This window comes from Marinimicrobium sp. UBA4209 (genome assembly GCF_002381585.1).
Lineage (GTDB): Bacteria > Pseudomonadota > Gammaproteobacteria > Pseudomonadales > Cellvibrionaceae > Marinimicrobium > Marinimicrobium koreense.
Window position 1 is genome coordinate 29,796 of sequence record NZ_DFTP01000107.1, and the last position, 26,272, is coordinate 56,067.

At 59.7% G+C, this 26,272-nt stretch carries 26 protein-coding genes; 19 read left to right on the forward strand and 7 right to left on the reverse strand.

Translation table 11 applies throughout. The annotated features are described in order from the left end of the window. Positions 1-191 precede the first annotated feature (191 nt). The 9 genes from B3187_RS15890 to sthA are packed head-to-tail and all read left to right on the forward strand — an operon-like array spanning position 192 to position 8,835. Entirely contained in the window at positions 192-1,535 is a 1,344-nt protein-coding gene (locus tag B3187_RS15890; RefSeq protein WP_123637493.1) for a Na(+)-translocating NADH-quinone reductase subunit A, read from the forward strand. 3 nt (positions 1,536-1,538) lie between these two features. After that, positions 1,539-2,741 carry an NADH:ubiquinone reductase (Na(+)-transporting) subunit B gene (locus B3187_RS15895; protein ID WP_123637492.1) on the forward strand — a complete coding sequence of 401 codons (1,203 nt, stop codon included), beginning with the start codon at positions 1,539-1,541 and terminating at the stop codon, positions 2,739-2,741. Further along, entirely contained in the window at positions 2,734-3,513 is a 780-nt protein-coding gene (locus tag B3187_RS15900; RefSeq protein WP_123637491.1) for a Na(+)-translocating NADH-quinone reductase subunit C, read from the forward strand. The genes B3187_RS15895 and B3187_RS15900 overlap by 8 nt, the downstream gene beginning before the upstream one ends. A 3-nt stretch (positions 3,514-3,516) precedes the next feature. Beyond that, the gene (locus B3187_RS15905; protein WP_123637490.1) at positions 3,517-4,176 is read left to right on the forward strand and encodes an NADH:ubiquinone reductase (Na(+)-transporting) subunit D; all 660 of its coding nucleotides are present in this window, start codon (positions 3,517-3,519) and stop codon (positions 4,174-4,176) included. A 2-nt stretch (positions 4,177-4,178) separates the two neighbouring features. Further along, on the forward strand, positions 4,179-4,787 hold the full coding sequence (nqrE, locus tag B3187_RS15910) for an NADH:ubiquinone reductase (Na(+)-transporting) subunit E (protein ID WP_123637489.1): 609 nt from the start codon (positions 4,179-4,181) through the stop codon (positions 4,785-4,787). 17 nt (positions 4,788-4,804) lie between these two features. Continuing rightward, complete coding sequence (gene nqrF / locus B3187_RS15915) at positions 4,805-6,028, forward strand: NADH:ubiquinone reductase (Na(+)-transporting) subunit F (RefSeq protein WP_286807433.1); 1,224 nt, start codon at positions 4,805-4,807, stop codon at positions 6,026-6,028. A 13-nt stretch (positions 6,029-6,041) separates the two neighbouring features. Further along, on the forward strand, positions 6,042-7,082 hold the full coding sequence (locus B3187_RS15920) for an FAD:protein FMN transferase (protein ID WP_286807434.1): 1,041 nt from the start codon (positions 6,042-6,044) through the stop codon (positions 7,080-7,082). 53 nt (positions 7,083-7,135) lie between these two features. Continuing rightward, complete coding sequence (gene nqrM, locus B3187_RS15925) at positions 7,136-7,432, forward strand: (Na+)-NQR maturation NqrM (RefSeq protein WP_123637486.1); 297 nt, start codon at positions 7,136-7,138, stop codon at positions 7,430-7,432. A 5-nt stretch (positions 7,433-7,437) separates the two neighbouring features. Further along, positions 7,438-8,835 carry a Si-specific NAD(P)(+) transhydrogenase gene (gene sthA, locus B3187_RS15930; RefSeq protein ID WP_286807435.1) on the forward strand — a complete coding sequence of 466 codons (1,398 nt, stop codon included), beginning with the start codon at positions 7,438-7,440 and terminating at the stop codon, positions 8,833-8,835. On the opposite strand, the gene B3187_RS15935 is transcribed toward sthA, so the two are convergent. Then, complete coding sequence (locus B3187_RS15935; RefSeq protein WP_286807436.1) at positions 8,822-9,151, reverse strand: hypothetical protein; 330 nt, start codon at positions 9,149-9,151, stop codon at positions 8,822-8,824. The two genes, sthA and B3187_RS15935, sit on opposite strands and share 14 nt — an antisense overlap. Further along, positions 9,148-9,762, reverse strand: coding sequence for a PilZ domain-containing protein (locus B3187_RS15940; protein WP_286807437.1), 615 nt, complete (start codon positions 9,760-9,762; stop codon positions 9,148-9,150). Before B3187_RS15940 ends, B3187_RS15935 begins: the two co-directional genes overlap by 4 nt. A gap of 163 nt (positions 9,763-9,925) precedes the next feature. Between B3187_RS15940 and B3187_RS15945 the strand changes: the two genes are divergently transcribed. Genes B3187_RS15945 through B3187_RS15955 form a run of 3 tightly spaced genes read left to right on the forward strand, consistent with a single transcriptional unit; the run spans position 9,926 to position 13,062 of the window. Beyond that, a complete protein-coding gene (locus tag B3187_RS15945) occupies positions 9,926-11,164 on the forward strand; it encodes a lipoprotein-releasing ABC transporter permease subunit (protein ID WP_286807438.1) in 1,239 nt (412 codons plus the stop codon). After that, positions 11,157-11,840 carry a lipoprotein-releasing ABC transporter ATP-binding protein LolD gene (lolD, locus tag B3187_RS15950; RefSeq protein WP_286807440.1) on the forward strand — a complete coding sequence of 228 codons (684 nt, stop codon included), beginning with the start codon at positions 11,157-11,159 and terminating at the stop codon, positions 11,838-11,840. The genes B3187_RS15945 and lolD overlap by 8 nt, the downstream gene beginning before the upstream one ends. Further along, positions 11,833-13,062, forward strand: a complete 1,230-nt coding sequence (locus B3187_RS15955) for a lipoprotein-releasing ABC transporter permease subunit (RefSeq protein ID WP_286807441.1) — start codon at positions 11,833-11,835, stop codon at positions 13,060-13,062. Before lolD ends, B3187_RS15955 begins: the two co-directional genes overlap by 8 nt. Before the next feature lie 6 nt (positions 13,063-13,068). Here the strand turns inward: B3187_RS15955 and B3187_RS15960 are convergent, their stop codons facing one another. Both B3187_RS15960 and B3187_RS15965 read right to left on the reverse strand, forming a co-directional pair. Further along, positions 13,069-13,608, reverse strand: coding sequence for a DUF2062 domain-containing protein (locus tag B3187_RS15960; RefSeq protein WP_123637480.1), 540 nt, complete (start codon positions 13,606-13,608; stop codon positions 13,069-13,071). Positions 13,609-13,693: 85 nt separating this feature from the next. Beyond that, on the reverse strand, positions 13,694-15,868 hold the full coding sequence (locus B3187_RS15965) for a hypothetical protein (RefSeq protein ID WP_286807442.1): 2,175 nt from the start codon (positions 15,866-15,868) through the stop codon (positions 13,694-13,696). A 166-nt stretch (positions 15,869-16,034) separates the two neighbouring features. On the opposite strand from B3187_RS15965, the gene B3187_RS15970 reads away from it, so the two are divergent. The 7 genes from B3187_RS15970 to greB all read left to right on the forward strand — a co-directional run bounded on the left by B3187_RS15970 (position 16,035) and on the right by greB (position 24,347). Then, a complete protein-coding gene (locus B3187_RS15970; RefSeq protein ID WP_286807443.1) occupies positions 16,035-18,428 on the forward strand; it encodes a DNA internalization-related competence protein ComEC/Rec2 in 2,394 nt (797 codons plus the stop codon). A 131-nt stretch (positions 18,429-18,559) separates the two neighbouring features. Beyond that, entirely contained in the window at positions 18,560-19,186 is a 627-nt protein-coding gene (locus B3187_RS15975; protein WP_024460312.1) for a MotA/TolQ/ExbB proton channel family protein, read from the forward strand. 19 nt (positions 19,187-19,205) lie between these two features. Further along, the gene (locus tag B3187_RS15980; RefSeq protein WP_286807444.1) at positions 19,206-19,631 is read left to right on the forward strand and encodes an ExbD/TolR family protein; all 426 of its coding nucleotides are present in this window, start codon (positions 19,206-19,208) and stop codon (positions 19,629-19,631) included. Between the two features lie 16 nt (positions 19,632-19,647). Further along, the gene (gene lpxK, locus B3187_RS15985; protein ID WP_286807446.1) at positions 19,648-20,679 is read left to right on the forward strand and encodes a tetraacyldisaccharide 4'-kinase; all 1,032 of its coding nucleotides are present in this window, start codon (positions 19,648-19,650) and stop codon (positions 20,677-20,679) included. Continuing rightward, positions 20,676-21,434 carry a 3-deoxy-manno-octulosonate cytidylyltransferase gene (gene kdsB / locus B3187_RS15990; RefSeq protein WP_286807447.1) on the forward strand — a complete coding sequence of 253 codons (759 nt, stop codon included), beginning with the start codon at positions 20,676-20,678 and terminating at the stop codon, positions 21,432-21,434. The genes lpxK and kdsB overlap by 4 nt, the downstream gene beginning before the upstream one ends. Before the next feature lie 451 nt (positions 21,435-21,885). Continuing rightward, positions 21,886-23,823 (forward strand): S9 family peptidase, encoded by a 1,938-nt coding sequence (locus B3187_RS15995; RefSeq protein WP_286807448.1) that lies wholly within the window; start codon positions 21,886-21,888, stop codon positions 23,821-23,823. Between the two features lie 2 nt (positions 23,824-23,825). After that, positions 23,826-24,347 carry a transcription elongation factor GreB gene (gene greB, locus B3187_RS16000; RefSeq protein ID WP_024460515.1) on the forward strand — a complete coding sequence of 174 codons (522 nt, stop codon included), beginning with the start codon at positions 23,826-23,828 and terminating at the stop codon, positions 24,345-24,347. A 49-nt stretch (positions 24,348-24,396) separates the two neighbouring features. On the opposite strand, the gene B3187_RS16005 is transcribed toward greB, so the two are convergent. From B3187_RS16005 to B3187_RS16015, 3 genes are read right to left on the reverse strand one after another with little or no spacing between them, the layout of a single operon-like run. After that, entirely contained in the window at positions 24,397-24,903 is a 507-nt protein-coding gene (locus tag B3187_RS16005; protein WP_286807449.1) for a CC0125/CC1285 family lipoprotein, read from the reverse strand. Positions 24,904-24,960: 57 nt separating this feature from the next. Continuing rightward, positions 24,961-25,692 carry a hypothetical protein gene (locus B3187_RS16010; RefSeq protein ID WP_286807450.1) on the reverse strand — a complete coding sequence of 244 codons (732 nt, stop codon included), beginning with the start codon at positions 25,690-25,692 and terminating at the stop codon, positions 24,961-24,963. Then, a complete protein-coding gene (locus tag B3187_RS16015) occupies positions 25,689-26,180 on the reverse strand; it encodes an RNA polymerase sigma factor (RefSeq protein ID WP_024460518.1) in 492 nt (163 codons plus the stop codon). Before B3187_RS16015 ends, B3187_RS16010 begins: the two co-directional genes overlap by 4 nt. Positions 26,181-26,272: the final 92 nt, after the last annotated feature.

The following is a 26,272-nucleotide window of genomic DNA, read 5'->3' on the forward strand; positions in this document are numbered from 1 at the left end:
TCAGGCACCTGGAACTTGCGCTTCTAACAACTATATATCCGCACACATTTGAATATCGCAACCCAGTTACTGTCGGGCCGCTGGGGTTGAGTGTGCGAAGTGCAATCCGTTAGCCCGGCATACGACACCGATCGGTTGGGGATGTTTCCCCTTCAGGTCAGTTTATCCAACGAGTGATTAGGCAGAGACGTATGATAAAGATCCGTCGGGGATTGGATTTACCTATATCCGGTGTGCCCGAGCAGGCCATCAGCGAGGGTCCAAAAATCCGCTCTGTGGCTGTCATCGGTTTCGATTACCACGGTATGAAACCGACCATGGCGGTCCAGGTGGGGGACAAGGTCAAGCTCGGTCAGTTACTGTTTACCGATAAAAAGACGGAAGGCGTGCGCTATACCGCACCCGCCTCCGGTACCGTGGCGGCCATCAATCGTGGCGAACGCCGGGTGCTGCAGTCCGTTGTGATCGATGTCGAAGGCGACGACGCCGAGACCTTCGAGGCCTATAAGGGCACGGACCCGGCGCAGGTGTCTGACGAGGACGCCCGCGCCCTGTTGAACGAATCTGGCCTGTGGACCGCGCTGCGGACCCGCCCGTTCAGCAAGGTCCCGGCTCTGGACAGCAAGCCCAATTCCATCTTTGTGACTGCCATGGACACCAATCCGCTGGCGGCCAACCCGGAGGTGATCGTTGCCGAGCAGGCCGAGGCGTTCAAGCAGGGCCTGGTTGTGCTCAGTCGGATGACCGAGGGCAAGGTGTTTGTCTGTAAGGCCGCTGGCGCCGATATTCCCGCTGCCTCGGGCGAGCGTTTTGTCACTGAAGAGTTTGGTGGCGTACACCCGGCCGGCAATGCGGGCACCCACATCCACCACCTCGACCCGGTCAGCGACAAAAAGCTGGTCTGGACCGTCAACTATCAGGACGTGATCGCCATTGGTACGCTGTTTACCACGGGCAAGCTGGATAACCGTCGTGTGGTGGCTCTGGGTGGTCCGCAGGTCGAGAAGCCCCGTCTGCTGCGTACCCGTCTGGGTGCCAACCTCGAAGAACTGACCGCTGGCGAGCTCAAGCCTGCCGAGAACCGCCTGATTTCCGGTTCGGTCTTTGGTGGTCGTAACGGTCGTGGCCCGCTGGCCTACCTGGGACGCTACCACCAGCAGGTGTCCGTGTTGGAAGAGGGCAACGATCGCCCGATGCTTCACTACCTGCGCGCCGGTTTCAATGCCTTTTCCGTCATGGGCATTTACATCTCCAAGCTGTTCAAAGGCAAGCAGTTCAACTTCACCACCACCACCGGTGGTAGTGAGCGTGCCATGGTGCCGGTGGGTGCCTACGAGCGCGTGATGCCGCTTGATATTCTGCCGACGCAGTTGCTGCGCTCCCTGATTGTCGGGGATACCGAGACCGCCCAGCAATTGGGTTGTCTTGAGCTGGACGAGGAAGATTTGGCCCTGTGCACCTTCGTGTGCCCGGGCAAATACGAATACGGCCCGATCCTGCGCGACAATCTCACCACTATTGAGAAGGAGGGCTAAGGTATGAAAGCTCTGCGCAACTATCTCGACAAGATCGAGCCGAACTTCCACAAGGGCGGCAAACTGGAAAAGTGGTACTCCCTGTACGAAGCGGTGGACACCATTTTCTATCGCCCTGCCAGTGTGACCAAAACCACCGCTCATGTGCGCGACGGCATCGACCTCAAGCGCATCATGATCACCGTGTGGCTGTGCACCTTCCCGGCCATGTTCTACGGCATGTACAACATGGGCTTTCAGGCCAATACCATCATGGCGGATATGGGTATCGCCTCGGTGGAAGGTTGGCGGGGTGCCTTTATTGAAATGATGGGCGGCTATGACGCCAGCAGCATCTGGGCCTCTTTCTGGCACGGTGCGGCCTATTTTATCCCGATCTACTTCGTGGTGTTCGTGGTTGGCGGCTTCTGGGAAGTCCTGTTTGCCACTGTACGCGGTCACGAAGTGAACGAAGGTTTCTTTGTTACGTCGGTTCTGTTCTCCCTGATCTGCCCACCGGATCTGCCCCTGTGGCAAGCGGCTCTGGGTATCAGCTTCGGTGTTGTGGTCGGTAAGGAAGTGTTCGGCGGTACCGGCAAGAACTTCCTGAACCCCGCACTGACCGGTCGTGCGTTCCTGTACTTTGCCTACCCGGCGTCCATGTCCGGCGACAGTGTCTGGACCGTGGTCGATGGTTACTCCGGTGCTACTGCTCTGTCGGTCGCCTTCCAGCAGGGTATGGACGGCGTATACCAGCAGATGAGCTGGATGGACGCGTTCATTGGCAACATCCACGGCTCCATTGGTGAAGTGTCCACACTGGCCATTCTGATCGGTGGCGGCATTCTGTTGATCATGGGTATTGCCTCCTGGCGGATTGTGGCCGGTGTGATGCTGGGTATGATCGCCACCACGCTACTGTTCAACGCGATTGGCTCCGACACCAACCCGATGTTTGCCATGCCCTGGTACTGGCACCTGGTCGTGGGCGGTTTTGCATTCGGCATGATGTTCATGGCCACGGATCCGGTATCCGCCTCCATGACTCACGCCGGTCGCTGGTGGTTTGGCGCTCTGATTGGCCTCATGTGTGTGTTGATCCGCGTCGTCAACCCGGCCTTCCCGGAGGGGATGATGTTGGCGATTCTGTTTGCCAACCTGTTCGCCCCCCTGATTGACCACTTTGTTGTACAGGCGAATATCAAGCGGAGGTTGGCACGTGGCTAATAACGATACGATCAAAAAGACCATCACAGTGACTCTGGCACTGTGTATCGTCTGCTCCGTCGTGGTGTCGACAGCCGCCGTGCTGTTGCGCCCCATGCAGCAGATGAACCAGGAACTGGATTTCAAGAGCAATATCATTGCTGCGGCCGGTCTCAGCGGGGAAGAGGGCAGCGTCGAAGAGATTTTCGAATCACGGATCAAAACCCGTGTGGTGGATCTCGAATCTGGCCAGTTCACCGATGAAGTGGACCCGGACAGCTACGATCAGTGGAAAGCGGCCAAAGATCCGAGCCGCTCCATGGACCTCAGCGGTGATGAAGACATCGCGGGCATTTCCCGTCGTGAACGCTACGCCGAGGTGTTCCTCGTGGAGAACGAGCAGGGCGAGCTGCAGACACTGGTATTGCCGGTTCGCGGGTACGGACTCTGGTCCACTCTCTATGGCTTTATGGCAATCGAAGCCGACGGTAATACCGTTGCTGGTCTTACGTTCTACGAACACGCCGAAACGCCCGGTCTCGGCGGTGAGGTGGATAACCCGAGCTGGAAGGCCCAGTGGGACGGTAAAAAAGTCTACGGCGACGATGGCGAGGTCCAACTGTCGGTCATCAAAGGCAGTGTCGACTCCTCCGACCCCAATGCCCAGTACAAGGTGGATGGCCTCTCGGGCGCTACCCTGACCAGCAAGGGCGTGGATAACCTGGTGGAGTTCTGGCTGGGTGATATGGGCTTCAAGCCGTTTTTGAAGAACTTGCGCGAAGGGGAGGCCTAAGCCATGAAGAAGCTCAAGCAACTTCTGATTGAACCGATTTTTGACAATAACCCGATTGCGCTGCAGATTCTGGGTATCTGTTCGGCTCTGGCTGTTACCAACAGTTTGAGCGTGACGGTGGTGATGTGTATCGCCCTGACCGCGGTAACCGCATTTGCCAACCTGTTTGTCTCCATGGTGCGCAATCACATTCCGGGCAGTATCCGGATCATTGTGCAGATGACCATCATCGCCTCCTTGGTGATTCTGGTGGATCAGGTACTGAAGGCGGTGGCGTATGACATCAGCAAGCAGCTGTCGGTCTTCGTAGGCCTGATCATTACCAACTGTATCGTCATGGGCCGCGCCGAAGCCTTTGCCATGAAGAACCCGCCGCTGCCGAGCTTTATCGACGGCGTGGGTAATGGCCTGGGTTATAGCGTCATCCTGTTGGGTCTGGCCTTCATCCGCGAGCTGTTCGGCTCCGGCAGCCTGTTTGGCGTCACTCTGTTGACCCCGGTGACCGAGGGTGGCTGGTACGTGCCGAACGGTCTGTTGCTGTTGCCGCCGAGCGCGTTCTTCCTGATCGGTTTCTTTATCTGGGCCATCCGCGCCTGGAAGCCGGAGCAGGTTGAGGAAGAAGAGTTCAAGATGGCGCCTAACACCAAGCCGCAGGAGGCCTGATCGTGGAACAGTTACTGAGTATTTTTGTACGGACCGTTTTCATTGAAAACATGGCGTTGGCGTTCTTCCTGGGGATGTGTACCTTCCTGGCAATCTCCAAGAAAATCAGTGCCGCCTTTGGCCTGGGCATTGCGGTCGTGGTCGTGCAGTTGATTACCGTACCGGTGAACAATCTGCTCTACACCTACGTATTGGCTGATGGGGCCCTGGCGTGGGCCGGTCTGCCCAATGTCAACCTGAGCTTCCTCGGTCTGATTACCTACATTGGTGTGATCGCCGCGCTGGTTCAGATTCTGGAAATGGTGCTGGATAAGTTCATGCCCGCGCTGTACAACGCTCTGGGTGTGTTTCTGCCTCTGATTACCGTGAACTGCGCCATTCTGGGTAGTTCGCTGTTCATGGTGGAGCGCGACTACAACTTTGCCGAGAGTGTTGCCTTCGGTGCCGGTTCCGGCGTCGGTTGGGCCCTGGCGATTACCGCTCTGGCGGGTATTCGCGAGAAGATGAAGTACAGCGATGTGCCGGCGGGCCTGCGTGGCCTGGGCATTACCTTCATTACTGTCGGTCTCATGTCCCTGGGCTTTATGTCTTTCGGCGGCATCGACCTGTAACCAGCGAGGTAGGCTAGATGAATTTGGAAATTATATTGGGCGTGGTCATGTTTACCGTCATCGTTGCGGCGTTGGTGGTAATCATCCTGAGCGCCCGCGCCAAACTGGTGAGCAGTGGCGACGTAACGATCGAGATCAACCACGAGAAAAAAATCCAGGTCCCCGCCGGCGGCAAGCTGCTGCAGAGCCTGGCCAATGCGGGCCTGTTCCTGCCGTCGGCCTGTGGTGGTGGCGGTACCTGCGCACAGTGTAAGTGTGTGGTAGAGCAGGGCGGTGGCGCCATGCTGCCGACCGAGGAAGGTCACTTCACCAAGCGCGAGGCCCGTGAGGGGTGGCGCCTGTCCTGCCAGACACCGGTCAAAGAAGACATGGTCATCGAAGTGCCGGAAGACGTGTTTGGTGTGAAGCAGTGGGAGTGCACCGTTGAGGCAAACCCGAATGTGGCGACCTTCATTAAAGAGCTGACACTGAAGCTGCCGGAAGGCGAGAACGTCGATTTCCGTGCCGGTGGTTACGTCCAGCTCGAGTGCCCGCCGCATCATGTGAAGTTCAAGGACTTCGACATTGAAGAGAAATTCCGTGGCGACTGGGAGCGCTTTGGTTTCTTCGATCTGGAATCCAAGGTCAACGAGCCGGTCATGCGCGCCTACTCCATGGCAAACTACCCGGAAGAAGTCGGTATCGTGAAATTCAATATTCGTATCGCGACGCCGCCTCCGGGCTCCAAGGATATTCCGCCGGGCATCATGTCCTCCTACGTGTTCAGCCTGAAACCGGGCGATACCATCACCGTTTACGGGCCCTTTGGTGAGTTCTTTGCCAAGGACACCGACGCGGAAATGGTCTTCATCGGTGGTGGTGCCGGTATGGCGCCCATGCGCTCACACATCTTTGATCAGCTGCGCCGGATCAAAACCGATCGCAAGATCACCTTCTGGTATGGTGCGCGTTCACTGCGCGAAATGTTCTACCACGAAGAGTACGATCAGCTGCAGGAAGAGAACGAGAACTTCGAGTGGCACGTAGCGCTGTCCGATCCCCAGCCGGAAGATAACTGGGAAGGGCCGACCGGATTCATTCACAACGTGTTGTACGACATGTACCTGAAGGATCATCCGGCGCCGGAAGACTGTGAGTACTACATGTGTGGGCCACCGATGATGAACGCTGCCGTCATCAAACTGCTCAAGGACTTGGGCGTAGAAGACGAGAACATCATGCTGGACGACTTCGGCGGTTAATAGAGGACAGGATTTGTTCAAGGTTCTCACAACAATAAAAACGGGGCCGGTACTGCTGGCCTCGTTTTTGTTTTTAGGTTTGCTGCTGGGCGGCTGCGAGCCTCGTGTTGAACACGAGGCGCACCGGTTCTCCGGGCCCACCATGGGCACGACGTTCAACGTCACCCTGGTGGTGACCGACCAGTCTCCGCCGGTGGACGCCGCGAAGATTCAGGCTGGGCTGGAACGGGAGCTGGCGCAGATCAATCAGCAGATGTCGACTTACATCGATGACTCCGAGTTGATGCAGTTCAATCGCTCGGAGGTCGGGCAGTGGCAGTCGCTGTCGGAACCACTGGCTGAGGTGTTGGCCATCAGCCGGCGCATCAGTGAGCGCAGTGAGGGCGCTTTCGACATTACGGTGGGGCCGCTGGTCGACCTGTGGGGCTTTGGCCCTCTGGCTGAGCCAGAACAGGTACCCAGCGATGCGGCGATTGCGGCCGCCCGTTCGGCGATGGGCTATGCCCAGGTGGCGCTCGATGGTCAGCGGGCCCGTCGGTTGAGTGATGTGCGTCTGGATCTCTCGGCCGTGGCCAAGGGCTACGGCGTGGATCATCTGGCCGATTGGCTTGAGGCTCAGGGCTACGAGCATTATCTGGTCGAAATCGGGGGCGAAGTCCGGCTCAGCGGTAGCAGTCCCCGGGGTGATGCCTGGCGCATTGGCGTAGAGCAGCCCAGCCTGGTTCAGGGTGATGGCCGCAAGGCACTGGCGTTGACGGATATTGCGATGGCCACTTCGGGAGACTATCGCAATTACTATGAGCGCGACGGTGTGCGTTACTCACACACCATCGATCCGCGCACCGGACGGCCGATAGCCCATCGCCTGGCCTCCGTTACGGTGCTGGCCCCAACCTCTGCGGAGGCCGATGCCTGGGCGACGGCACTGAATGTGCTGGGGCCGGAAGCGGGTATGGCGCTGGCGGAGCGGGAAAAACTCCCCGTGTATATGATTGTCAAAACCGATGACGGTTTTACTGATGACTATTCCAGTGCATTCGCACCCTGGCGCTGAGCGTCAGCAGTGAACGTGCACAACGAAAGCCCCAAGGGCAGGTGAGGTAACACATGGGTATGGTTCTGGTTTCCCTGTTGGTCATGCTTCTGGTGGTGGTAGGGATGTCCGTCGGCGTTCTGTTCGGCCGCCAGCCGCTCAAAGGTTCCTGTGGCGGTGTCGGCGCCGCCCTGGGCGAGAAAGACTACGTCTGTGATTTGTGTGGTAACGACGAAGAAAAGTGCAAAACCATCAACGAACGTCAGCAGGCGGGTCTGCCCGTCGACGATTTGGCGTACGATGCCAGCCAGGGGGCGGCATCAGAGGGTAAAGAGAGAGCAACGTCCTCCAAAACCCAATCAGGAGATTAATCCTAGTGGCTGATCACACCTACGATGTGCTGGTAATCGGGTCCGGACCAGCGGGTGAAAGCGCTGCCATGTCGGCGGCAAAATCCAATCTGCGAGTTGCCGTAATTGAAAGTCGGGCCCATGTGGGCGGCAACTGTGCGCACAAAGGTACTATTCCGTCCAAATCCCTTCGTCATGCGGTTAAGCAACTGATTCGCTACAACAGTGTCAGTCTGTTCCGGGAGATGGGGGATACTCGCTGGCTGTCCTACCCCAGGGTGTTGGCGGCGGCCTCCAAGGTGATTCCCAAGCAGGTCGAGTTGCACACGGAGTTTTATATCCGCAACCGCGTGACGCTGCATACCGGGATGGCCTCTTTCGTGGATGCCAATACCGTTAATGTCGACTCGGGTGATGGTGCCCAGGAAACGATTACCGCCGAGTCGATCATCATCGCCACCGGCTCGCGCCCGTATCGGCCGGCGGATGTGGATTTCAGTCATCCACGAGTCTACGACAGCGATACCATTCTGGAAATGCAGCACACTCCCCGCCATATGATCATCTACGGAGCGGGCGTTATCGGCTGTGAGTATGCGTCCATCTTTTCCGGTCTCGGGGTGAAGGTGGATCTGATCAACAATCGCGATCGGCTGCTTTCATTTCTGGATGACGAGATTTCCGACGCGCTCAGCTACCACTTGCGCGACAGCGATGTGACCGTACGTCACAGCGAAGAATACGAATCCATTGAGGCCGATGATCACAGCGTGACGCTGCGTCTGAAGTCTGGCAAGCGACTCAAGGCAGATGCGATTCTCTGGTGTAATGGGCGCAGTGGTAATACCGACAAGCTGAATCTGGAGGCGACCGGGCTGGACGTGGATTACCGGGGCAATCTCAAGGTGTCCCAGGATTATCGAACCTCGGTGGACAACATCTTTGCGGTCGGCGATGTGATCGGCTGGCCGAGTCTCGCCAGTGCGTCGTTTGATCAGGGACGGGCGGTCGCGGCAGTGATCACCGGGGAGCCCTGCAAGCCGGTCACCAATGTGCCTACCGGTATTTATACCCTGCCGGAAATCAGCTCCATCGGGCAGACGGAAACCGAATTGACCGCGGCGAGAGTGCCCTATGAAGTGGGCCGGGCGCTGTTCAAAAACACTGCGCGGGGACAGATCAGTGGCGAAGACGTGGGGATGTTGAAAATACTGTTCCACGTCGACAGCCTGGAAATACTGGGCGTCCACTGCTTTGGGGCAGAGGCCGCCGAGATTGTTCACATCGGTCAGGCCATCATGAGTCAGAGTGGCGCGGGAAACACCATACAGTTTTTCCTCGATACCACCTTCAATTATCCCACCATGGCAGAAGCCTATCGCCTGGCGGCGTTGGACGGCATCAACCGCATCAACCGTCGTTAGCGGGTGCCGCCCCCGCCCGGGGGCGGTGCTTCAATACCGTGCGTAGCACTTTGTCGTGCTCAAAATAGACTACGTAGTCTTCGTAAACCCAACTGGAGATCGGTGGGTCGCCGACCGCTGCACGGCGTTCCTGAGGCGCACCAAAACGCGACTCGACGCGCTCCTGGGTCATGCCATTGGTCGGCACGTCGCCCGCGTTTTCGGCCCCTTGCTGGCCTACCGGAATTTCCACCCGGTCGGCGATCGAGGCGGATGATAATCCCAGCCCCAGGGTCAGACCCAGGGCGAGTAGGGTGTAGGATCGAAACGTCGTCATGAAGAAGCTCCTTTGGAGTAGAGGTTGCCCTTTTCGTCGGGATCGATATCCTGCAGGCGGCGTTTCTCCGCCATCTGGGCGCGCATGATCTGTTGGCTGAGAAGGTGTTGTTGCGGGTCTGTCAGCGTTTCGAATTCTGCCGCAATTTCGTAGCCGCCGGTGCGAAGTGGTTCACAGCGTGCGACTCGGGCGTAGATGGCCAACCCGACGTAGGTGGGCAGGAACGTCAGGTTCAGGGCCACCGCCTGGCCAATCGTCAGCGCTTCCCGGTTGCTGAAGGCCAGTCCGCCTTCGCTGATGTTGACGCGTCGCTGGTCCGTTGGATGGGTCCCGTGCAGCCGGGGTTCGCTGATCAGCTGCTGGGCGAGCAGGTCAATTTTCCGATTGAGCAGATAGAGGTAATCGGCAATCTGCCGATCGCGATCCTTGATCTGATAGAACAGTTGGCTCGATTCGCTGTCAATTTTCTTCAGCTCCGCGTAAGTCTTGAGCGCCGCCGCGCCGGGAAACAGGTTCTCGGCTGGCGTGTGCTGGAGCGTGTCTTCGTCGACGGCCAGGTATTCCAGGTCCAGGTAGTCGTCGATGCGAAAATAGAGTCGTCGTTCAGGCATAACAGTCCCGCAACAGGCTTTTGTCATTGTAATAAGGTATAGCATACCGCGTTGCCGGTGTGCCCCGCCACTATGACGTTCTGTGGCGTCACTGACGCTGCGCGGCCCGGCAAATCCACCTGCCGGGCTTGTGGCGTTCAGGTCAATAGGGTTAAATGCGCTCATGCCAATCAACGTCCCGCTACATATCGGTCTGCGCTACACGCGCGCCAAGCGCCGCAAACAGTTTATCTCTTTCATCAGCGCCTTTTCCCTGCTGGGCATGGCGCTGGGTGTGATGGCGCTCATCGTCGTTCTGTCAGTGATGAACGGCTTCGACCGCGAGATGAAATCGCGGATTCTCAGTGTGGTGCCCCACGGCTTCATCGATGGCACGCCGGAGTTGGCGGATTGGCGCGCAGTGGCAGACCACGTCAGACAGCACCCGGAGGTGCGCGGCGTTGCACCCTATATCGAAGGTTTCGGGCTGGTCAATTACGGCCGTGGTTCGGAAGGCGTCCAGATTCAGGGCATTGCGCCGGAATACCAGTCTGATGTCTCGGTGGTGGAGTCCCGCATGTTACTTGGCTCCACTATGGAGCTGCAGCCCGGTGAGTTCCGGGTGGTCATGGGGCGTCTGCTCGCCCGTCAACTCGGTCTGGCGCTGGGGGATTCGGTCACGATTACCCTGCCGGATATTCGGGTCACTCCGGCCGGTGTTTACCCCCGTGTGCGCCGGTTCACTCTGGTCGGCGTCTTTGAAGTGGGGGCGCAGATGGATCAACGGCTCGCCCTGATCCATCTGGACGATGCCCGACGACTGTTCCGCTATCAGGGGGTGCAGGGCGTTCAGGTGCAGGTGGAGGACATTTACCGGGCGAGTCCGGTGATGCGGGAGCTGGCCTCCGAACTGCCTGGAGAGCTGCGGGTGCGCGACTGGAGTCAGACCCAGGGGAGTCTGTTCCAGGCCGTTAAAATGGAGAAAATCGTCATCGCCGTTTTGCTCGGTATCATCATTGCGGTGGCCGCCTTCAATATTGTTTCCAGCCTGATTCTGATGGTGGCCGACAAACGCAGCGATATCGCCGTCCTGCGTACCCTGGGGATGACGGCCCGACAGATCATGGCGGTGTTTGTGGTGCAGGGCTCAACGGTCGGTTTTGTCGGTACTTTGGTGGGCGCACTGCTCGGTTGTGTGCTGGCACTGTATATCGGTCCCATTGTGACGACTCTGGAAGGCCTGTTGGACGTTCGGGTATTCGATCCCTCCGTTTATTTCATCAGTCATTTACCGTCACAGTTGCTGTGGCAGGACGTTCTGAGCATCTGTACGGTGTCCCTGTTCCTCAGCTTCCTGGCCACGCTCTATCCCGCCTGGCGGGCGGCGAAAATCGAACCAGCAGAGGCTTTGCGCTATGAGTGATTCAACCGCAGTATTGCGCTGCCACAACGTCCATAAAACCTACGCTCAGGGCCCGCAGACGGTGTCGGTGCTCAACGCGGTGAATCTGGCCGTGGCTCCGGGTGAGCGTCTGGCGATCGTCGGCGCGTCCGGCTCCGGAAAATCGACCCTGCTGAACATTCTGGGTGGCTTGGACCTTGCCAATGAGGGGGATGTGGAAGTGGCGGGGCAGTCGCTGCGCACACTCAGTGCCGACCAACGGGGTCGCCTGCGCAACCGCAAGCTCGGCTTTGTGTATCAGTTCCACCATCTGTTGCCGGAGTTCAGCGCCCTGGAGAATGTCGCCATGCCGCTGTTGATCGGCCGGTCCTCCCGAGGCGAAGCTCACCAGCGAGCTCGCGCCATGTTGGGACGGGTCGGGCTCAGCGAACGGGCCAGTCACAAACCCTCGGAACTGTCTGGCGGTGAGCGTCAGCGGGTGGCGATTGCCCGGGCGCTGGTGACCTCGCCCGCCTGCGTTTTGATGGACGAGCCGACCGGTAATCTCGATAGCCATACGGCGGAATCCATTCAGGCGCTGATGACAGAGCTGAACCGGGACAGCGGTACCAGTTTTGTCGTGGTGACTCACGATCTGAGCCTGGCGGCGCGAATGGATCGGACTCTGACGCTGGAAGATGGAGCCCTGCATGGGTAACACTGGTTATATTGGGCTGATTGGACGTCGCTATGCGTTGTCCCGAAGGCACAGCCATCTGGTCTCGTTCATTTCCTCGGTCTCCATTGTCGGCCTGGTGATCGGGGTGGCGCTGCTGATTACCGTGCTGGCGATCATGAACGGCTTTGACCGGGAGCTGCGCGATCGCATTCTCGGCATCATGCCTCACGCCGCGTTGTATCACCGGGACGGAGTGGCCGATTACCGGGATCTGGCCGCGCGGGTGAATGCCCATCCCGGCGTGACCTCGGCGACGCCTTTTGTTCAGTTGGAAGGGCTGCTTTCCCACAAGCGTGAGGTGGCACCCGTGGGCCTGGTGGGGGTACCGCCGGAGCAGCGGGATTCCCTGGCGGTGCTCTCTGACTATCTCCCCGAGGGGATATGGAACCGCCTCGCGGACAACCCCCGGGGCGTGCTGCTGGGGGCCGGGCTGGCCCGGTCCCTGTCGGTCAAGGTTGATGACAAGTTGATTCTGGTGGTGCCGGCGGGGGAGGGCGCGCCCCGGGTTCAGGCCCTGGCCGTCCTGGCGGTGTTCGACACCGGTACCGAGCTGGATAATAACCTGGCCCTCACCGCCCTGGAGACCGCCTCCGGACTGACCGGGCACCCCGGGGCTGCCAGTGGCATACGGTTCCAGGTACACGATCTGTTTTCCGCGCCGCAAGTGGCCCGGGATCTGGTGTACGATCTGCCCGGTGGCTACTACAGCTCGGATTGGACCCGCACTCACGGTAACCTCTACCAGGCGATTCACATGTCGAAACAGCTGGTGGGTCTGCTCCTGTTCCTGATTATCGCCATCGCCGCCTTCAATCTGGTCTCGACCCTCATCATGGTGGTCGTGGACAAGCAGGGGGATATCGCCATTCTGAGAACGCTTGGGGCGTCCAGCGCGGAAATTCTCGGTATCTTCATGATTCAGGGGGGGATGATTGGCGTCGTCGGAACCGGTATCGGTACCGCACTTGGCGTGACGCTGTCTTATTGGGTGACGGACTGGGTTCAATGGCTTGAGGGGCTGTTGGGCGTTCAGTTTTTGCAGTCTGACGTCTACCCCATCAGTTACCTTCCCTCGGATCTGCACTGGCCCGATGTGGCCCAGGTGGCCGGGACGGCTCTGGTGCTCAGCCTGGTGGCCAGTCTTTACCCTGCGTGGCGGGCAACACGCGTGCAACCGGCCGAAGCGTTGCGCTTCGAGTAAGTGGGCTCAGCGGTCGGGTTTCGGCGGTGATGAGCGGCGTCTCAATTTGCGTCGCTGCCAGCTTTTGACCACAGTCCAGCGCCAGAACAGTTGCATCACCACATAGCCCATTACGCCGAAAACCAACCCCGAGAGCAACGAGCCCACCAGTAGCGGTTTCCAGATCAGGCTGAACTCATGCATCAGCCAGTGCCAGCTCAGCTCGAGGGAGACCTGAACCGGAGGCAGCTCGAGCAGCCAGCGGCCCAACTGGTAGGTTGAAAAGAAAATCGCGGGCATGGTCAGGGGATTGCTGATCCACACCAGGGCCACCGAGATAGGCAGGTTGCAGTGCAGCAGCAGCGCCAGCAGCGCCGCGATGGGCATCTGGCCTGGCAGTGGAATGAACGCGACGAAAATACCGACAAAAAATGCGACCGAAACGGAGTGGCGGTTCAGGTGAAACAGGTTGGGATCGTGCAGCAGGTCCCCGAGAAAATGCAGGGCGGGGTTGCTCTTGATGGCGTGTGCGCTGGGGATAAAGCGCCGTAGTAGCTTGCGTGCCATACTCGATCACATAACGGCCAAAATAAAGGGGCCATTATGCCTGTCCTCGGGTGAAAAAACGATGATAAACCCGTGAAACGACGCTTTATTTCGCAATCTTGGGTAGCTCGTCGAGGTGGCTCAACAACCAGGTACAACCCTCATCAATACTGTCGTCCTGGGTCATGAGACTGCGGATCCGGTGCTGACACTCGCTCAGGGCATTGTCGATCACCGCCCGGGTGGCCTCGCTGGCCTCGAGAACGGAACAGGCCTTCTGCATCTGCTCAACCAGGGCGTCGACCAGGCGCTGCGTCTCTTCGACCTGGTAGGCGTAACGGATTTCCATATTGACCAGCGTGTTGTGAGCCCCATCGGACCAGTCCTGCAAGTACCGGCGCTGGTGCTGACCGGCCTGTTCTATCTCCAGGCTGTCTACCCGGGCGCCGGTAATGTCCATCAGGGCCTGCAGAAGCTGTTCGGTTTTCTGCAATTCCAGCTCGTCGGCATGAGGGTCCTTGAGCAGCAGGTGCATATGATCGCTCGCGAACATGATGCCCTCGTTCAGGTACGCCACATTCTGACTGATGGTGGTGCGACGGATCATGGCCCGCTCGCGCTCGCTGAACTGTTTCGCCGGATAGTACTCCGCGTGCCCGAGCTTCGACTGAAGGTAAAATCCGGCAGTCAGTTGACCCCTTTTCAGGGCGTTGATCACGCACCGGGCCAGCTCTTCAATGGACTGGACTCGCACGCTCGCCTGGGCAAACTGGCTCAGGATTGAATCCCGTTCGCTGTTCAGCAATACGTCTTCAAGCCGATTGGCCATGGCGCTGAGCTCGGACTGCAACTGTTCAAGTGACACTTCCTCATCCGTGGGGCCGGAGCTCTGGGTTTGGCGCTGTTCGCGCTCTTTGAGCTGTGTATAAAGAAGATCGACCTCGCTTTCCAGTGCCAGAATGCAGTGCTCACACTCCTTGACCAGTCGTTCCAGCTTGAACAGTTTTTCCGTTTGCTGCGCCCGCTCGTTATCGTCTTCGGTGTGGGGGATGGTGTCTCGCAGGCGACGCATCTCACCTTCCAGGTCGACGATCAGGTTGCGTTGGCGAGTGTTGTTATGGCGCAGCTGTTGGATCTCCGCCAGAGAGTAGGGCGACTGACCGCCACTGCCAGACGCCACATTCAGCGCCTGACTGCTGTCCGCCATGTTGGTGTGGATCACCCGGAGGGTTTCCTCGATCTGTTCCATGGACTCGGCGCGTTGCTGAGTCTGCTGCCATGGACTGCTTTGGTACCGGTCGGCATCATTGGTGGAGGTTAGTAACTCGGTCTCGGCGTTCGAGCGCTGCTGCTTCAGTTCCCGAATGTGCTGTTCAGAGCGGAACAGTTCCGCCTCCAGGCGCTTGAGGGTCTGCTCCATATGATCGCTTCGGTTATCGGGAAACTCGGCGTTGTATGAGCGCAACTCTCGAGCCAACTCACTGTTCAGGCGTTGGTTGTCGGCCGAGAAGTGTTCGATATTGGTCAGACGGCGTTCAGGTGGTGCCACCAGGGGGCGTGCATCGGAATCCATGATGTCGCGCAGCTGGCGGCGCAGGCTTTCGGCATCGGCATCCCCCGAAAGGCCCAAGGCTTCATTGATTTTCTGAAGCTTTTCAATGGTAAGGCGGTTTTCCTCCTGCAGTTGTTCCAACTCCTCCCGTTTGAGCCGGTTCAGTTCCAGTTTGCGTTGCAGATCCCGCGCCTGTTTTTCAAAACCTTTCAGTTTTTCGACCCGCTGTTGGAGTAACTTGACCTGATTGTTGCGCTGACGTCCCGGTTTGCTTTCCTGTCGGTCTACCACCCAGCGAGCGATATCATAAAGCTGCTTCTCCAGAAGGACCCAGGCATCGCCGGAGGCTTTTTCCTTGCGGTAGGCACGCTCCTCGGCTTCGGTGAACAGGAACCGCAGGGCGGCAACTTTGGCGTTAAACGGGTGTTCCGGTGTCAGTCGGGGCAGGTTGGTCTGGGTAATGTTCCGGTACCGATCCCGCGCTTCGTCCTTCACGCGCAAGAAGTATTCAGTCACCGCGTCGCCCGCTGAAGACTCTTCCGGCGGGGCGGCGCGGTTCTGGGCCCGTTCGGTACGTACGGTATTGCGCAGACGCTGGTAGGCAGCCATGATTTTTTTCTGATGGCGACGCTCGCGCAGCAACAGCACACCGAGCAGCGCGCAACCCAGGGAGAGTAAAAAGACCAGCTCTCCAAGAATGATCGTTGTCAGTGTCAACGAATCCAGCATTGTTGTTCCGCGCCCTCTGCAAGCGTCAAATTACTGTCGATACCGCGTTAAAACTGTGGGTTCTGTCACAGTTATAAGAGTCGAGCCCAGTATAGCCTCTATTGAGCTTGGTGGTGTGTCCCGGTTTGCGCATAATCGGGCTTCGCTCTTACGCAAAGGACCTGCGATGACCTCTCAAGGAGCCCCAACCGTTCAAAGCCCAGGCCGTCAGGCGCTGGTAAAGTCGGTGCATCGTCTGCTGAAGCGCCGACGACTGGCTTTCTCCCTCAACGCTGCACTGCTTAGTGCTTCTCTGGGCATCATTCTCGCCTCCCAATCGCCCCGTTTACCGCCACCATTTGCATTGTGGTTGTCAGCGCCTCTGATCGCGTGTCTGTTCTGGCGCGCGCCCCGTTGGCGTCAGTGTGTGGCGTTCGTACTCCTGGGGTTGTTCTGGGGCGTGCTGTTCGGTCACTGGCAGCTTGATCATCGACTGCTCCCCTCCTTCAGTGGTGACGAGATTCGGGTCCAGGGGACCCTGGTCGGGCTGCCGGATCACGATGCCCGCCGCGAGCGTATCCGCCTGCGGGTGGAGCAAGTCGAGTCGGTCGAGGGCGATCCCCTGGCGCTGCCCCTCAGGTACATTCTGGTCAGTTGGTACGGCGGGCCGCCTCTACACGCCGGTGAGCGCTGGCAACTGAAGCTGAGGGTCAAGCCGCCCCGGGGGTTCGTCAATCCCGGCGGGTTCGACTACCAGTTATGGTTGATGCGCCAAGGCGTGGATGCCACGGCCTATGTGCGGGAGAGTGCGGATAATCGAAGGTTGAGCGCACCCGCGGCAGGCTCGTTGAGTCACTGGCGGGAGCGGGTTCGACGCTGGCTCGACCACCATCCGTCCGGGGTGGCTCACCGGGACCTGATGCTGGCGCTGCTGATCGGTGATCGCTCCACCTTGAGTCCCGAGCGCTGGACACGACTGCAGCGCACGGGCACCAATCACCTGTTGGCCATCTCCGGATTACATGTGGGCATGGTGGCGCTGGCGGGACTCTGGCTGGGCGGTATTCTGGGGCGCGGACTCAACGCGCTGTGCCATCGGATACCCGCCTCGGCGGTGGGTCAGGTATTCGCGCTCGGCTTCGCGCTTTTCTACAGCGCCCTGGCCGGATTCAGCATTCCGACCCAGCGCGCCTTGATCATGATCGGCGTGGTGCAATGGGTGCTGCTGCGCCGGGGAAGTCTACCCGCCGCCACCGGCTTGCTGTTGGCCTGGGTGGCGGTTCTGGTCAGGGACCCGCTCGCCCCTTACGATACCGGGTTCTGGCTCAGCTTTAGCGCCGTCGCGGTCCTGATGCTGGCACTTGGCGGGCGGCGCCGCGCGGGTGCTCAGTGGTGGGGGCAAACGGTGGTGCGGTCTCAGTGGGCGGTGTTTTTGGGGCTGATGGTTCCGCTCCTGATACTGGTGCACGGAGTTAGCCTGGTGGCGCCGATTGCCAACCTGCTGGCGATTCCGTTGGTGACCCTGATGGTGGTTCCCTGGTTGCTTGTGGCGCTGCTGCTGGGCGCCCTCTGGCCCTGGGCCAGTGACCTCTCGCTGGTGGTGGCGGACCTGGGCTTGTCCGCACTTCTGGCCTGGTTGGAGTGGCTGGAGGACGTGGCGCCAATGACGTTGTTTCAGACGGCGCTGTCCTGGCCGGCACTGGCCCTGGCCGGACTGGCCACGCTGCTGATGTTGTTGCCACGAGGGCTGCCCGGACGGTGGCTGGGTTACCCCGGGATAGTGTTGGCGCTGTTGCTCCCGGGGCCACCGGTACCCCCCTTGAGAGTGACGTTTCTGGATGTGGGGCAGGGCCTGGCGGTGGCGGTACAGACGCCGGATTACCGGCTGGTGTATGATACGGGCCCCACCTACAGTGAGCGGCTGGATGCGGGTTCTGGCGTGATCGTGCCCTATTGGCGGCAGTTGGGTGTCCATCAGTTGGACGCGGTGGTGGTCAGTCATCGTCACGATGATCACTCGGGAGGGCTTTCCAGTGTGCTGAAAAGTCTCCCGACCGAGGCACTCTGGGTGGGCGATGCGACACTGTCCACGTCGATGCCCGGGCGGGATTGCCATCAGAGGGCTTCGTGGCAGTGGAATCAGGTGAAATTCCGGTTTCTGCACGGCGGCTTCCCGGCGCAGGTGAATGGCAATAATCGCTCCTGCGTTCTCGAGATTGAATACGCGGGGCAGCGGCTCCTGTTGACCGGTGATATCGAACGGGAAGTGGAGTGGCGGTTGGTCGGCCGGGATCAGCTCAACGGCTCCATCGACGTGCTGCAGGTTCCGCACCATGGCGCCATCACGTCCTCGTCGATCGAGTGGGTTGAACAGACCCGCCCGGCCCGCGCGGTGGTCAGCGCCGCTTTTCAGGGGCGGCATGGCCATCCGAATGAGACGGTGGTAGAGCGCTATCGCTCCCGGGGTGCTGAGGTGCTCAATACCGCGAGCCTGGGGGCCATTGTGTTCGAATGGGATGAGCAGGGGCGGCGCACCGAGCGGTATGCCCGGTATGCGCCAAGACGTTGGTGGTATGAATAAGGTGACGGTGGCCGTTGGCGACTGTCGCAAAATGTGACCGGGTGTTTTCCCGCTGGAAATGGTCTGTGCTATCTTGCGCCCCTGATGGTCAGGCGCCTTGGCCAGACAACGATTCAAAAGAGGAAAGTTCAGTGTTTGAGATTATTACCGCGGGTGGCTGGTTGATGGTCCCCATTATTCTCTGTTCCATCCTGGTGATCGCCATTGGTGGAGAGCGTTACTGGACCCTGGATCCCAAAAAAATCGCCCCACGGCATCTGCTCGCACAGGTGTGGAGCTGGATCAAGAACAACCAGTTGGACGCGGGCAAACTCCGCGAGCTCAAACAGTCTTCCCCTCTGGGGCGCATTCTGGCCGCGGGGCTGAGTAACTCCCGCCATGGCCGGGAAGTCATGAAGGACAGTATTCAGGAAGCGGCCAGTCAGGTCATCCACGAGATGGAGCGTTACCTGACCATCCTCAGCACCATTGCCAATATCGCACCGCTGCTCGGTCTGCTCGGCACCGTGATCGGTATGATCAAGGTGTTCACCGCCATCATGCTACAGGGCACTGGCAATGCCGGCGTTCTGGCCGGCGGGATTTCCGAGGCGCTGATCACTACCGCCGCCGGCCTGACCGTCGCCATTCCCGCGATGATTCTGCACCGCTTTTTCCAGCGCCGGGTGGACACCATTGTGGTCACCATGGAAGAGGAAGCGGTAAAACTTGTGGACGCCCTGCACAGCGACCGTCGGGTCGATGTGAAAGCCAACTGATTGACCGAGGAGCAAGCGGGTGCAATTTCGACGTCAATCCAGAGAAAATGACAGCATCAATCTGACACCATTGATTGATGTGGTATTTCTGTTGCTCATTTTCTTTATGGTGTCCACCACCTTTACCAAAGAAACCCATTTGAACATTGACCTGCCCGAAGCCGAAGGTGAAGCGAGCGAGCAGGACGCCGATGCGCCGCTGGATATTCTGATCACCGCGGAAGGCGACTACTCGATCAATGGTCGCAGCCTGGTAAACAGTAAACTGGTGACCTTGAAGTCGGCCCTGGAAAAGGCCTCCGAGGGCAACAATCAGTTGCCTCTGACCATTACCGCTGATGCCAAAGCCCCCCACGAAAGCGTGGTCCGGGCCATGGATGCCGCCGGCCAACTGGGCTTTGTGCACCTGAGTATCACCACCCGGCGCCCCGAGTCCGGGGAGTGATTCGGGGGCGTTTGACATGACGCTGGCCTCGGTCTGGGAAAATGCCTGGTACGGTAAGGCCCGCTGGGTGTATCTGTTCGCTCCTTTGGCCTGGCTGTTCCGGGCTTTGGCGCGCCGGCGTCGAAGCCGGCTCAAAAGTCGGGCGGTCGCCTTTGATGTGCCGGTGGTCGTCGTCGGCAATATCAGTGTTGGGGGCACCGGAAAAACCCCGTTGCTCATTGCCCTGGTGCAGCGTCTGCGTAAGGCGGGTTATTGCCCGGGCGTGGTCAGTCGGGGTTACGGGGGCAAGGCCCCGCGCTATCCGCTCATGGTTTCCGCAGACACCCCGGTCACGCATTGTGGCGATGAACCCCTGGCGATTGCACGGGCCACCCAATGTGCGGTGTGTGTCAGCCCGGATCGGGTGGAAGCGGCCCAAGCGCTGCGCGAGCAGGGCTGCGATATTGTGTTGAGCGATGATGGCCTGCAGCACTACCGCCTGGACCGGGACCTGGAAATCGCCGTGGTCGATGGCGCGCGCGCGTTTGGCAACGGCTGGTGTCTGCCCGTGGGCCCATTGCGTGAACCGGTCGAACGGCTCAACGAAGTAGATTGGGTGGTGGTCAACGGTTCAGAGGACAAGGTGCGTCAACAGGCCCCGACGCTTCGCACCGTCCAGTACACCATGAAGGTGACCCCGGATGCCTGGCATAGGGTGTCCGATGGTACCCGCGCATCGCTGACCCATTTTGCCCCACAGACATCCGTGCACGCGGTGGCGGGAATCGGCAACCCCGACCGGTTTTTTTCCACGCTGAAAGAACTCGGCCTGGAACCGGTTCACCACCGCTTCCCTGATCATCATCACTACCGCCCGGGCGAGCTTGTCTTCCAGCCGGCCTTTCCGGTTGTGATGACCGCCAAAGATGCGGTCAAATGCCAGCCCTTCGCCCAGCCGGACTGGTGGTATCTGAGTGTCAGTGCGACACTGCCGGAGGCGTTCTGGAGCGAGTTTCTGAACCGTATTGAATCCCTGAAATCCACACCTGAAACGAATTCAATCCCATGAGCTTTTACGTTGTCATCCCCGCGCGATACGCTTCCTCCCGGTTGCCCGCCAAGCCCCTCAAAGACATCGCCGGCAAGCCGATGATTCAGCACGTTTACGAGCGAGCCCGCGAGAGTGCCGCCACGCAGGTGATTATCGCCACGGATGATGAACGCATCGAACAGGCGGCCCGCGCGTTCGGGGCGACGGTGTGCATGACCTCTGCGGATCATCAGTCGGGAACCGATCGATTGCAGGAGGTGGTCAGTCAGTTGGGATTGCCGGACGATGCCATCGTGGTCAATGTGCAGGGCGATGAACCTCTGATTCCGCCCGCGGTCATCAATCAGGTGGCGCAGAATCTGGCGGGTGATAGTTCGGCCAGTGTGGCAACCTTGTGTGAGCCGATTGAGTTGGTGGAGGATTTTTGTAATCCGAATATTGTGAAGGTGGTAATGGATGCCCATGGGCGTGCGCTGTATTTCAGTCGGGCGCCGATTCCGTATCCTCGCGATGCGTTTGCGGGTGAGGGTAGGGCGTTACCGGAGGATTTTGTGGCGCGGCGGCATATTGGTATTTATGCTTATCGCGTGGGGTTGTTGCACCGGTTTGTGACTTGGGATCAGGCGCCGTTGGAGCGGTTTGAGTCGTTGGAGCAGTTGCGGGTAATGTGGCAAGGTGAGTCGATTCACGTTGCGGAGGCTTGTCGGCCTGTTCCTGGTGGTGTTGATACTGAGCTTGATTTGGATCGGGTTCGGCGGTTGTTGGGCTCTTGAGTTTTTTGTTTGGTGGTCTTTTTGGAGTCCGGCGTCAGAGGGGCAGATAGCGTTTGGAGACCCGCCGTGAACCCATCCATGGGGGCTTCTCGTCGACATCCATGTCTCCGAGAGTCTCCAAAGACTGTACCGCCTCCAGAACCTCAGTGCCACAAATAGCGATGCAGGAACCACCCAGTTAGATTTATGGCACTTAGGCCTCGGCGGGTGTACCGTTTGGAGACTCTCGGAGGCAGGGAGCCGACGAGAAGCCTACAGGGATGTATTCACGGCGGGTCTCCAAAGGGTTCACCTTGCCGAGGCCGGACGCTCCAAGAACCTCGAAGTCACAAAACCGAACCACATTGATAAACCGCCAACGATCACTGACAATGAAGGCATTGTCACCGTTTGGTTAGGGGTTGTCCACGACCACCCACCGAACGACTCAACCAACCGCGACAGGACTCCTATGGCTACCACCGCCCCCTACGGAAGTTGGGCCTCGCCCATCAAAGCCCAGACCCTCACCCAGGGCACCGTCCGCCTCAGCGAACCCGCCATCGACGGCGACGACATCTACTGGCTCGAATCCCGTCCCAGCGAAAAAGGCCGCAGCGTACTCGTGCAGCTCAACGCCCAAGGCCTGCGCCAGGATGTTACCCCCCATCCCCACAGCGTACGCACCCGCGCCAACGAGTATGGCGGCGGCAGCTACTGCGTGCAGGACGGCGTCGTCTACTGCGTGCTCGACAGCGATCAGCGCATCTACCGGCTGATCGGCAAAGAGCTCACCGCTATCTCCCCCGAAGGCGATTATCGCTACGCCGACCTCACACTGGATAGCGAGCGTCAGCGTCTGATCTGTGTGCGTGAAGATCACACCGACAGCGGTACCGAGGAGAAAGCGGAGATTGTCGCCATCGCACTGGACGGCAGTGGCGAAACCCGGGTGCTTGCCTCCGGTGCGGATTTTTACAGCAACCCGCGCCTGAGCCCCGATGGAACCCAGTTCTGCTATCTGTGCTGGAATCACCCCAATATGCCCTGGGACAGCACCGAGTGCCATCTGGCGGAGGTATCCGAGGATGGGGCACTGAAGAATGTCCGGATGATCGCCGGGGGCGAGGACGAGTCAGTGTTTCAGCCGCAGTGGGCCCCGGATGGTGAGCTGTATTTTGTCTCGGACCGCAACAACTGGTGGAACCTGTACCGCTGGACCGGGGAGGATGCGGAAACCCTGTGTCACCTGGACGCGGAGTTTGCCACGCCCCAGTGGGTGTTTGGCATGTCCACTTACGATTTCCTCGGCCCCAATACCGTACTGTGCACCTACACCCAGGAAGGCTACTGGCTGTTGGCGCGGCTGGACCTGACCCACGGTAGTCTGACCCGGATCGAGACCGGTATGACCGACATCAGCTCCGTGCGCTGTGGCGGCGGCAAGGGGCTCTTTCTGGGGGCCAACGCGCAGCACAACACCTGCCTCTGGGCCTTCCGGCCCGAGGGCACCGAGGCGCTGGTGCCGCTGGCCCGTTCAGCATCTACGGACCCGGACCATCATTACCTGTCCAACCCGGAACCCATGACCTTTGAAACCGCCGATGGCGAAGAGGCGCACGGTTTCTATTACCCGCCCCACAATCCCGACTTTGTGGCACCGGAGAGCGAACGCCCGCCGCTGCTGGTGATGTGCCACGGCGGCCCCACCGGAGCGACCCAGACCGCCCTGAACCTTAAAATCCAGTTCTGGACCAGCCGCGGTTTTGCCGTGCTGGATGTCAATTACCGGGGCAGCACCGGTTACGGCCGACGCTACCGCGAGCGGCTCAAGGGCAACTGGGGTGTGACCGATGTGATCGATGTGAGCAGCGGCGCCGAGGCCCTGGCGCAACAGGGGCTGGCGGATCCGGAGCGCTGCGCCATTCGCGGCAGCAGTGCCGGCGGATACACGGTATTGGCCGCCCTCACCTTCCGCGACACTTTCCAGGCCGGCGCCAGCCTTTATGGCATTGGCGATCTGGAAGCCCTGGCTCGGGATACCCACAAGTTTGAATCCCGCTACCTCGACACCCTGGTGGGCCCCTACCCCGCACAGCAAGCCGTGTATCAGGAGCGCTCCCCGATCAGACACATCGAACAACTCCAGTGCCCGGTGATTTTCCTGCAGGGTGAAGAGGACAAAATCGTTCCCCCCAACCAGGCCGAAGCCATGGTCAAGGCACTGACCGACAAGGGCATCGCCAACGCGCTGGTCCTGTTTCCCGAAGAGGGCCACGGCTTCCGCCAGGGCCCGAACATTGAGCGAGCCCTGGAGGCCGAGCTGTATTTTTACGGCCAGGTTTTCGGTTTCACGCCGGCCGACAAAATCGAGCCGGTGCCCATCGCTCACCTGAAGGAGATTCACTGAGTATGGGCCGCTGGCGTCCCCCCGCCCCCCGAAGCTCGCCCTACATCACGCCGACGGGCGCCCGTCGGCTCAAGGAAGAGCTGACCCAGCTGTGGAAGGTTGAGCGTCCGCAAGTGACCCAGACCGTGCACGAGGCTGCAAAAAACGGCGACCGCTCGGAGAACGGCGATTACATCTACGGCAAAAAACGCCTGCGGGAAATCGACCGCCGGGTGCGCTACCTGAGCAAGCGCCTGGAAAACGTGACCATTGTCGATCGCCTGCCGGAGGACCGGAGCAAAATTTTCTTCGGCGCCTGGGTGACCCTGGAAGATGAAGACGGTGAAGAGCGCACCTACCAGATCGTCGGGCCGGACGAGTTTGATCTCAGCAAGGGCCAGCTCAGTGTCGACTCGCCGCTGGCCCGGCAGCTACTCGGCAAGCGGGTGGACGATGAAGTGGTGGTGCGCACCCCGGAGCATGGAGAGCTGGTGTACTGGGTGGCGGCCATTGAATATCGGGCGTATGAGGATGCGCTTCCGTAGGGCCCCGCGAGCCCGGAGCCCTATTGGTGCACTTCCCTGTGCCGCTTCCCTAACTCTCCCGCTTGCGCAAAGTCTCCCGCACTTCCAGGGCATCGTAGCTGTCGCCTTCGGTGGGACGCACTCCCTTACCCAGGCGGATTTCCAGGATCACCTCCGACTCCGCTCGATCACCCGAACGAATCTCGGCACTGTAGGTGGTGGAGGGGCGGGAGCGAGTGGAACAGCCGAGCAGACCGCAGCTGCGCTCCCACTCCCGGGTGCGGCTTGCGCCCAATTTGCTTCCTGACTCCCGCTTCTCGCCATCCATCTGCCGATCAACAACGACGAACCAATCGTGGTCCGCCATCAGGGTCAGTTCGGCGGCCCGCAGCAGAGCGTAATCCATGGCTTCGAATTGGGTATCACCGCGCATTTTAAACGACACACGGTAGCGGTTATCGGCAATCTGGCTTTCCCGGTAGCCGTAGCCGCCGTCTGAGGCAGGTTGGTAGACCTCAGGTGCCGCGCAGGCACTGATCAACAGAGCCATCATCAAAGCGAGTATTGGCTTTTCCATACACTACCTCCCGGTTATCTGGTCAAGGGCTTTAACGATTGTCCCGATGGCCTCTGGCTACGGCTGCCAATCGCCTTCAATCAATTGTTTTTCCTGCTCCGGTTCAATAATGCCGTCGTCCATCATCTGGTCCAGCGCACTGTCCAGCAATGAACCACCGCTGGCGGTCTGATAACTGCCGGGCGCTGCGGCCGGCTGCCGAACACTGGCCAACTCTTCCCAGCCGGCATCCGCCTGTTGGGCTCGGCAGGCAATGTGTTCCGAACGCTCTCCCGCACCGGTCACCGAGTACTGCCGGCAATGCTGCCCATCGCGGTTGACGAAGGTGAGGCGGGGAGTGATTTCCCGACCGTCGGGCAGAGTTTCACTGGTGCCGCTGGGCAGCGTTTCCAGACGCTCGGCGACAGACTGGAACGCATCGGCCTGCGGATTCCCGGCGTTGTCGGTGATCTCGGCCAGTCCGAACCCGAACGCCAGCGCAATAGCAGCGGCAATACCGGTTTGCGCATTCAGGGCCTGACGGGCCCGGCGCCACAGGGGAAAGGCAATCACCTGGGCGGACTCGGCCTTGGTGTCGTCCTCCGCCAACAGCTTTTGTACACCGCTCGGCAGCGGCCGTTCATCAATGGCGTGGGCGCGCTCGCGTACGCGTTTGTCCACGGCACTCAGCTCCGCGAGGCGGTCTGCCAGTGCCGGGTCTTCGGCCAGCCGGGCGCGAACCTGCTCCATTTCGGCCGGGGGCAGTTCGCCGTCCAGAAAGGCCGACAGGGTTTCATCGTTGATGTTCATGCGCTGGTCCTCGCAACAGGTGAATTCAGGCTTTGTATGAGAGCGGTTCGGGCGCGAGCCAGGCGGCTCATCACCGTGCCCGGGGGTATTTCCAGCGTGGCGGCCGCCTCCTTGTAGGACAGGCCCTGAACCGCCACCAGCGACAACACCAGGCGCTGGTCGTCCGGCAGTTGATCCATTGCGCGGCTGACCTGGTCGAGTTCGACTTCGCTCGACATGGCCCGCTCTCCATCGACGATTTCGCGCTCCTGCAGTTGCGGATCAAAGGTCGCTTCCTGACGGACCTTCCGGGAGCGGTAACCGTCGATCCACAAATTCCGGCAAACCCGGAACAGCCATTTCGTCAATTCCACTCCTTCGGGTACCGTGCGGTTCAGCGCTCGCTCTACCGTGCTCTGCAGCAGGTCGTCGGCATCGTCCATCGACCCGGTGAGCGAGTAGGCAAACCGCCTCAGTTGAGGCAATACCTCGGTCAATTCGCTTTTCATAGACAGCACCTTTCTGTTGTACCCTGTTAACGGGCCAGCGGTTTTTTTATTCCCGGCCCCAGGAATTTTTTATCGGGTGAGGCCGTTATAGT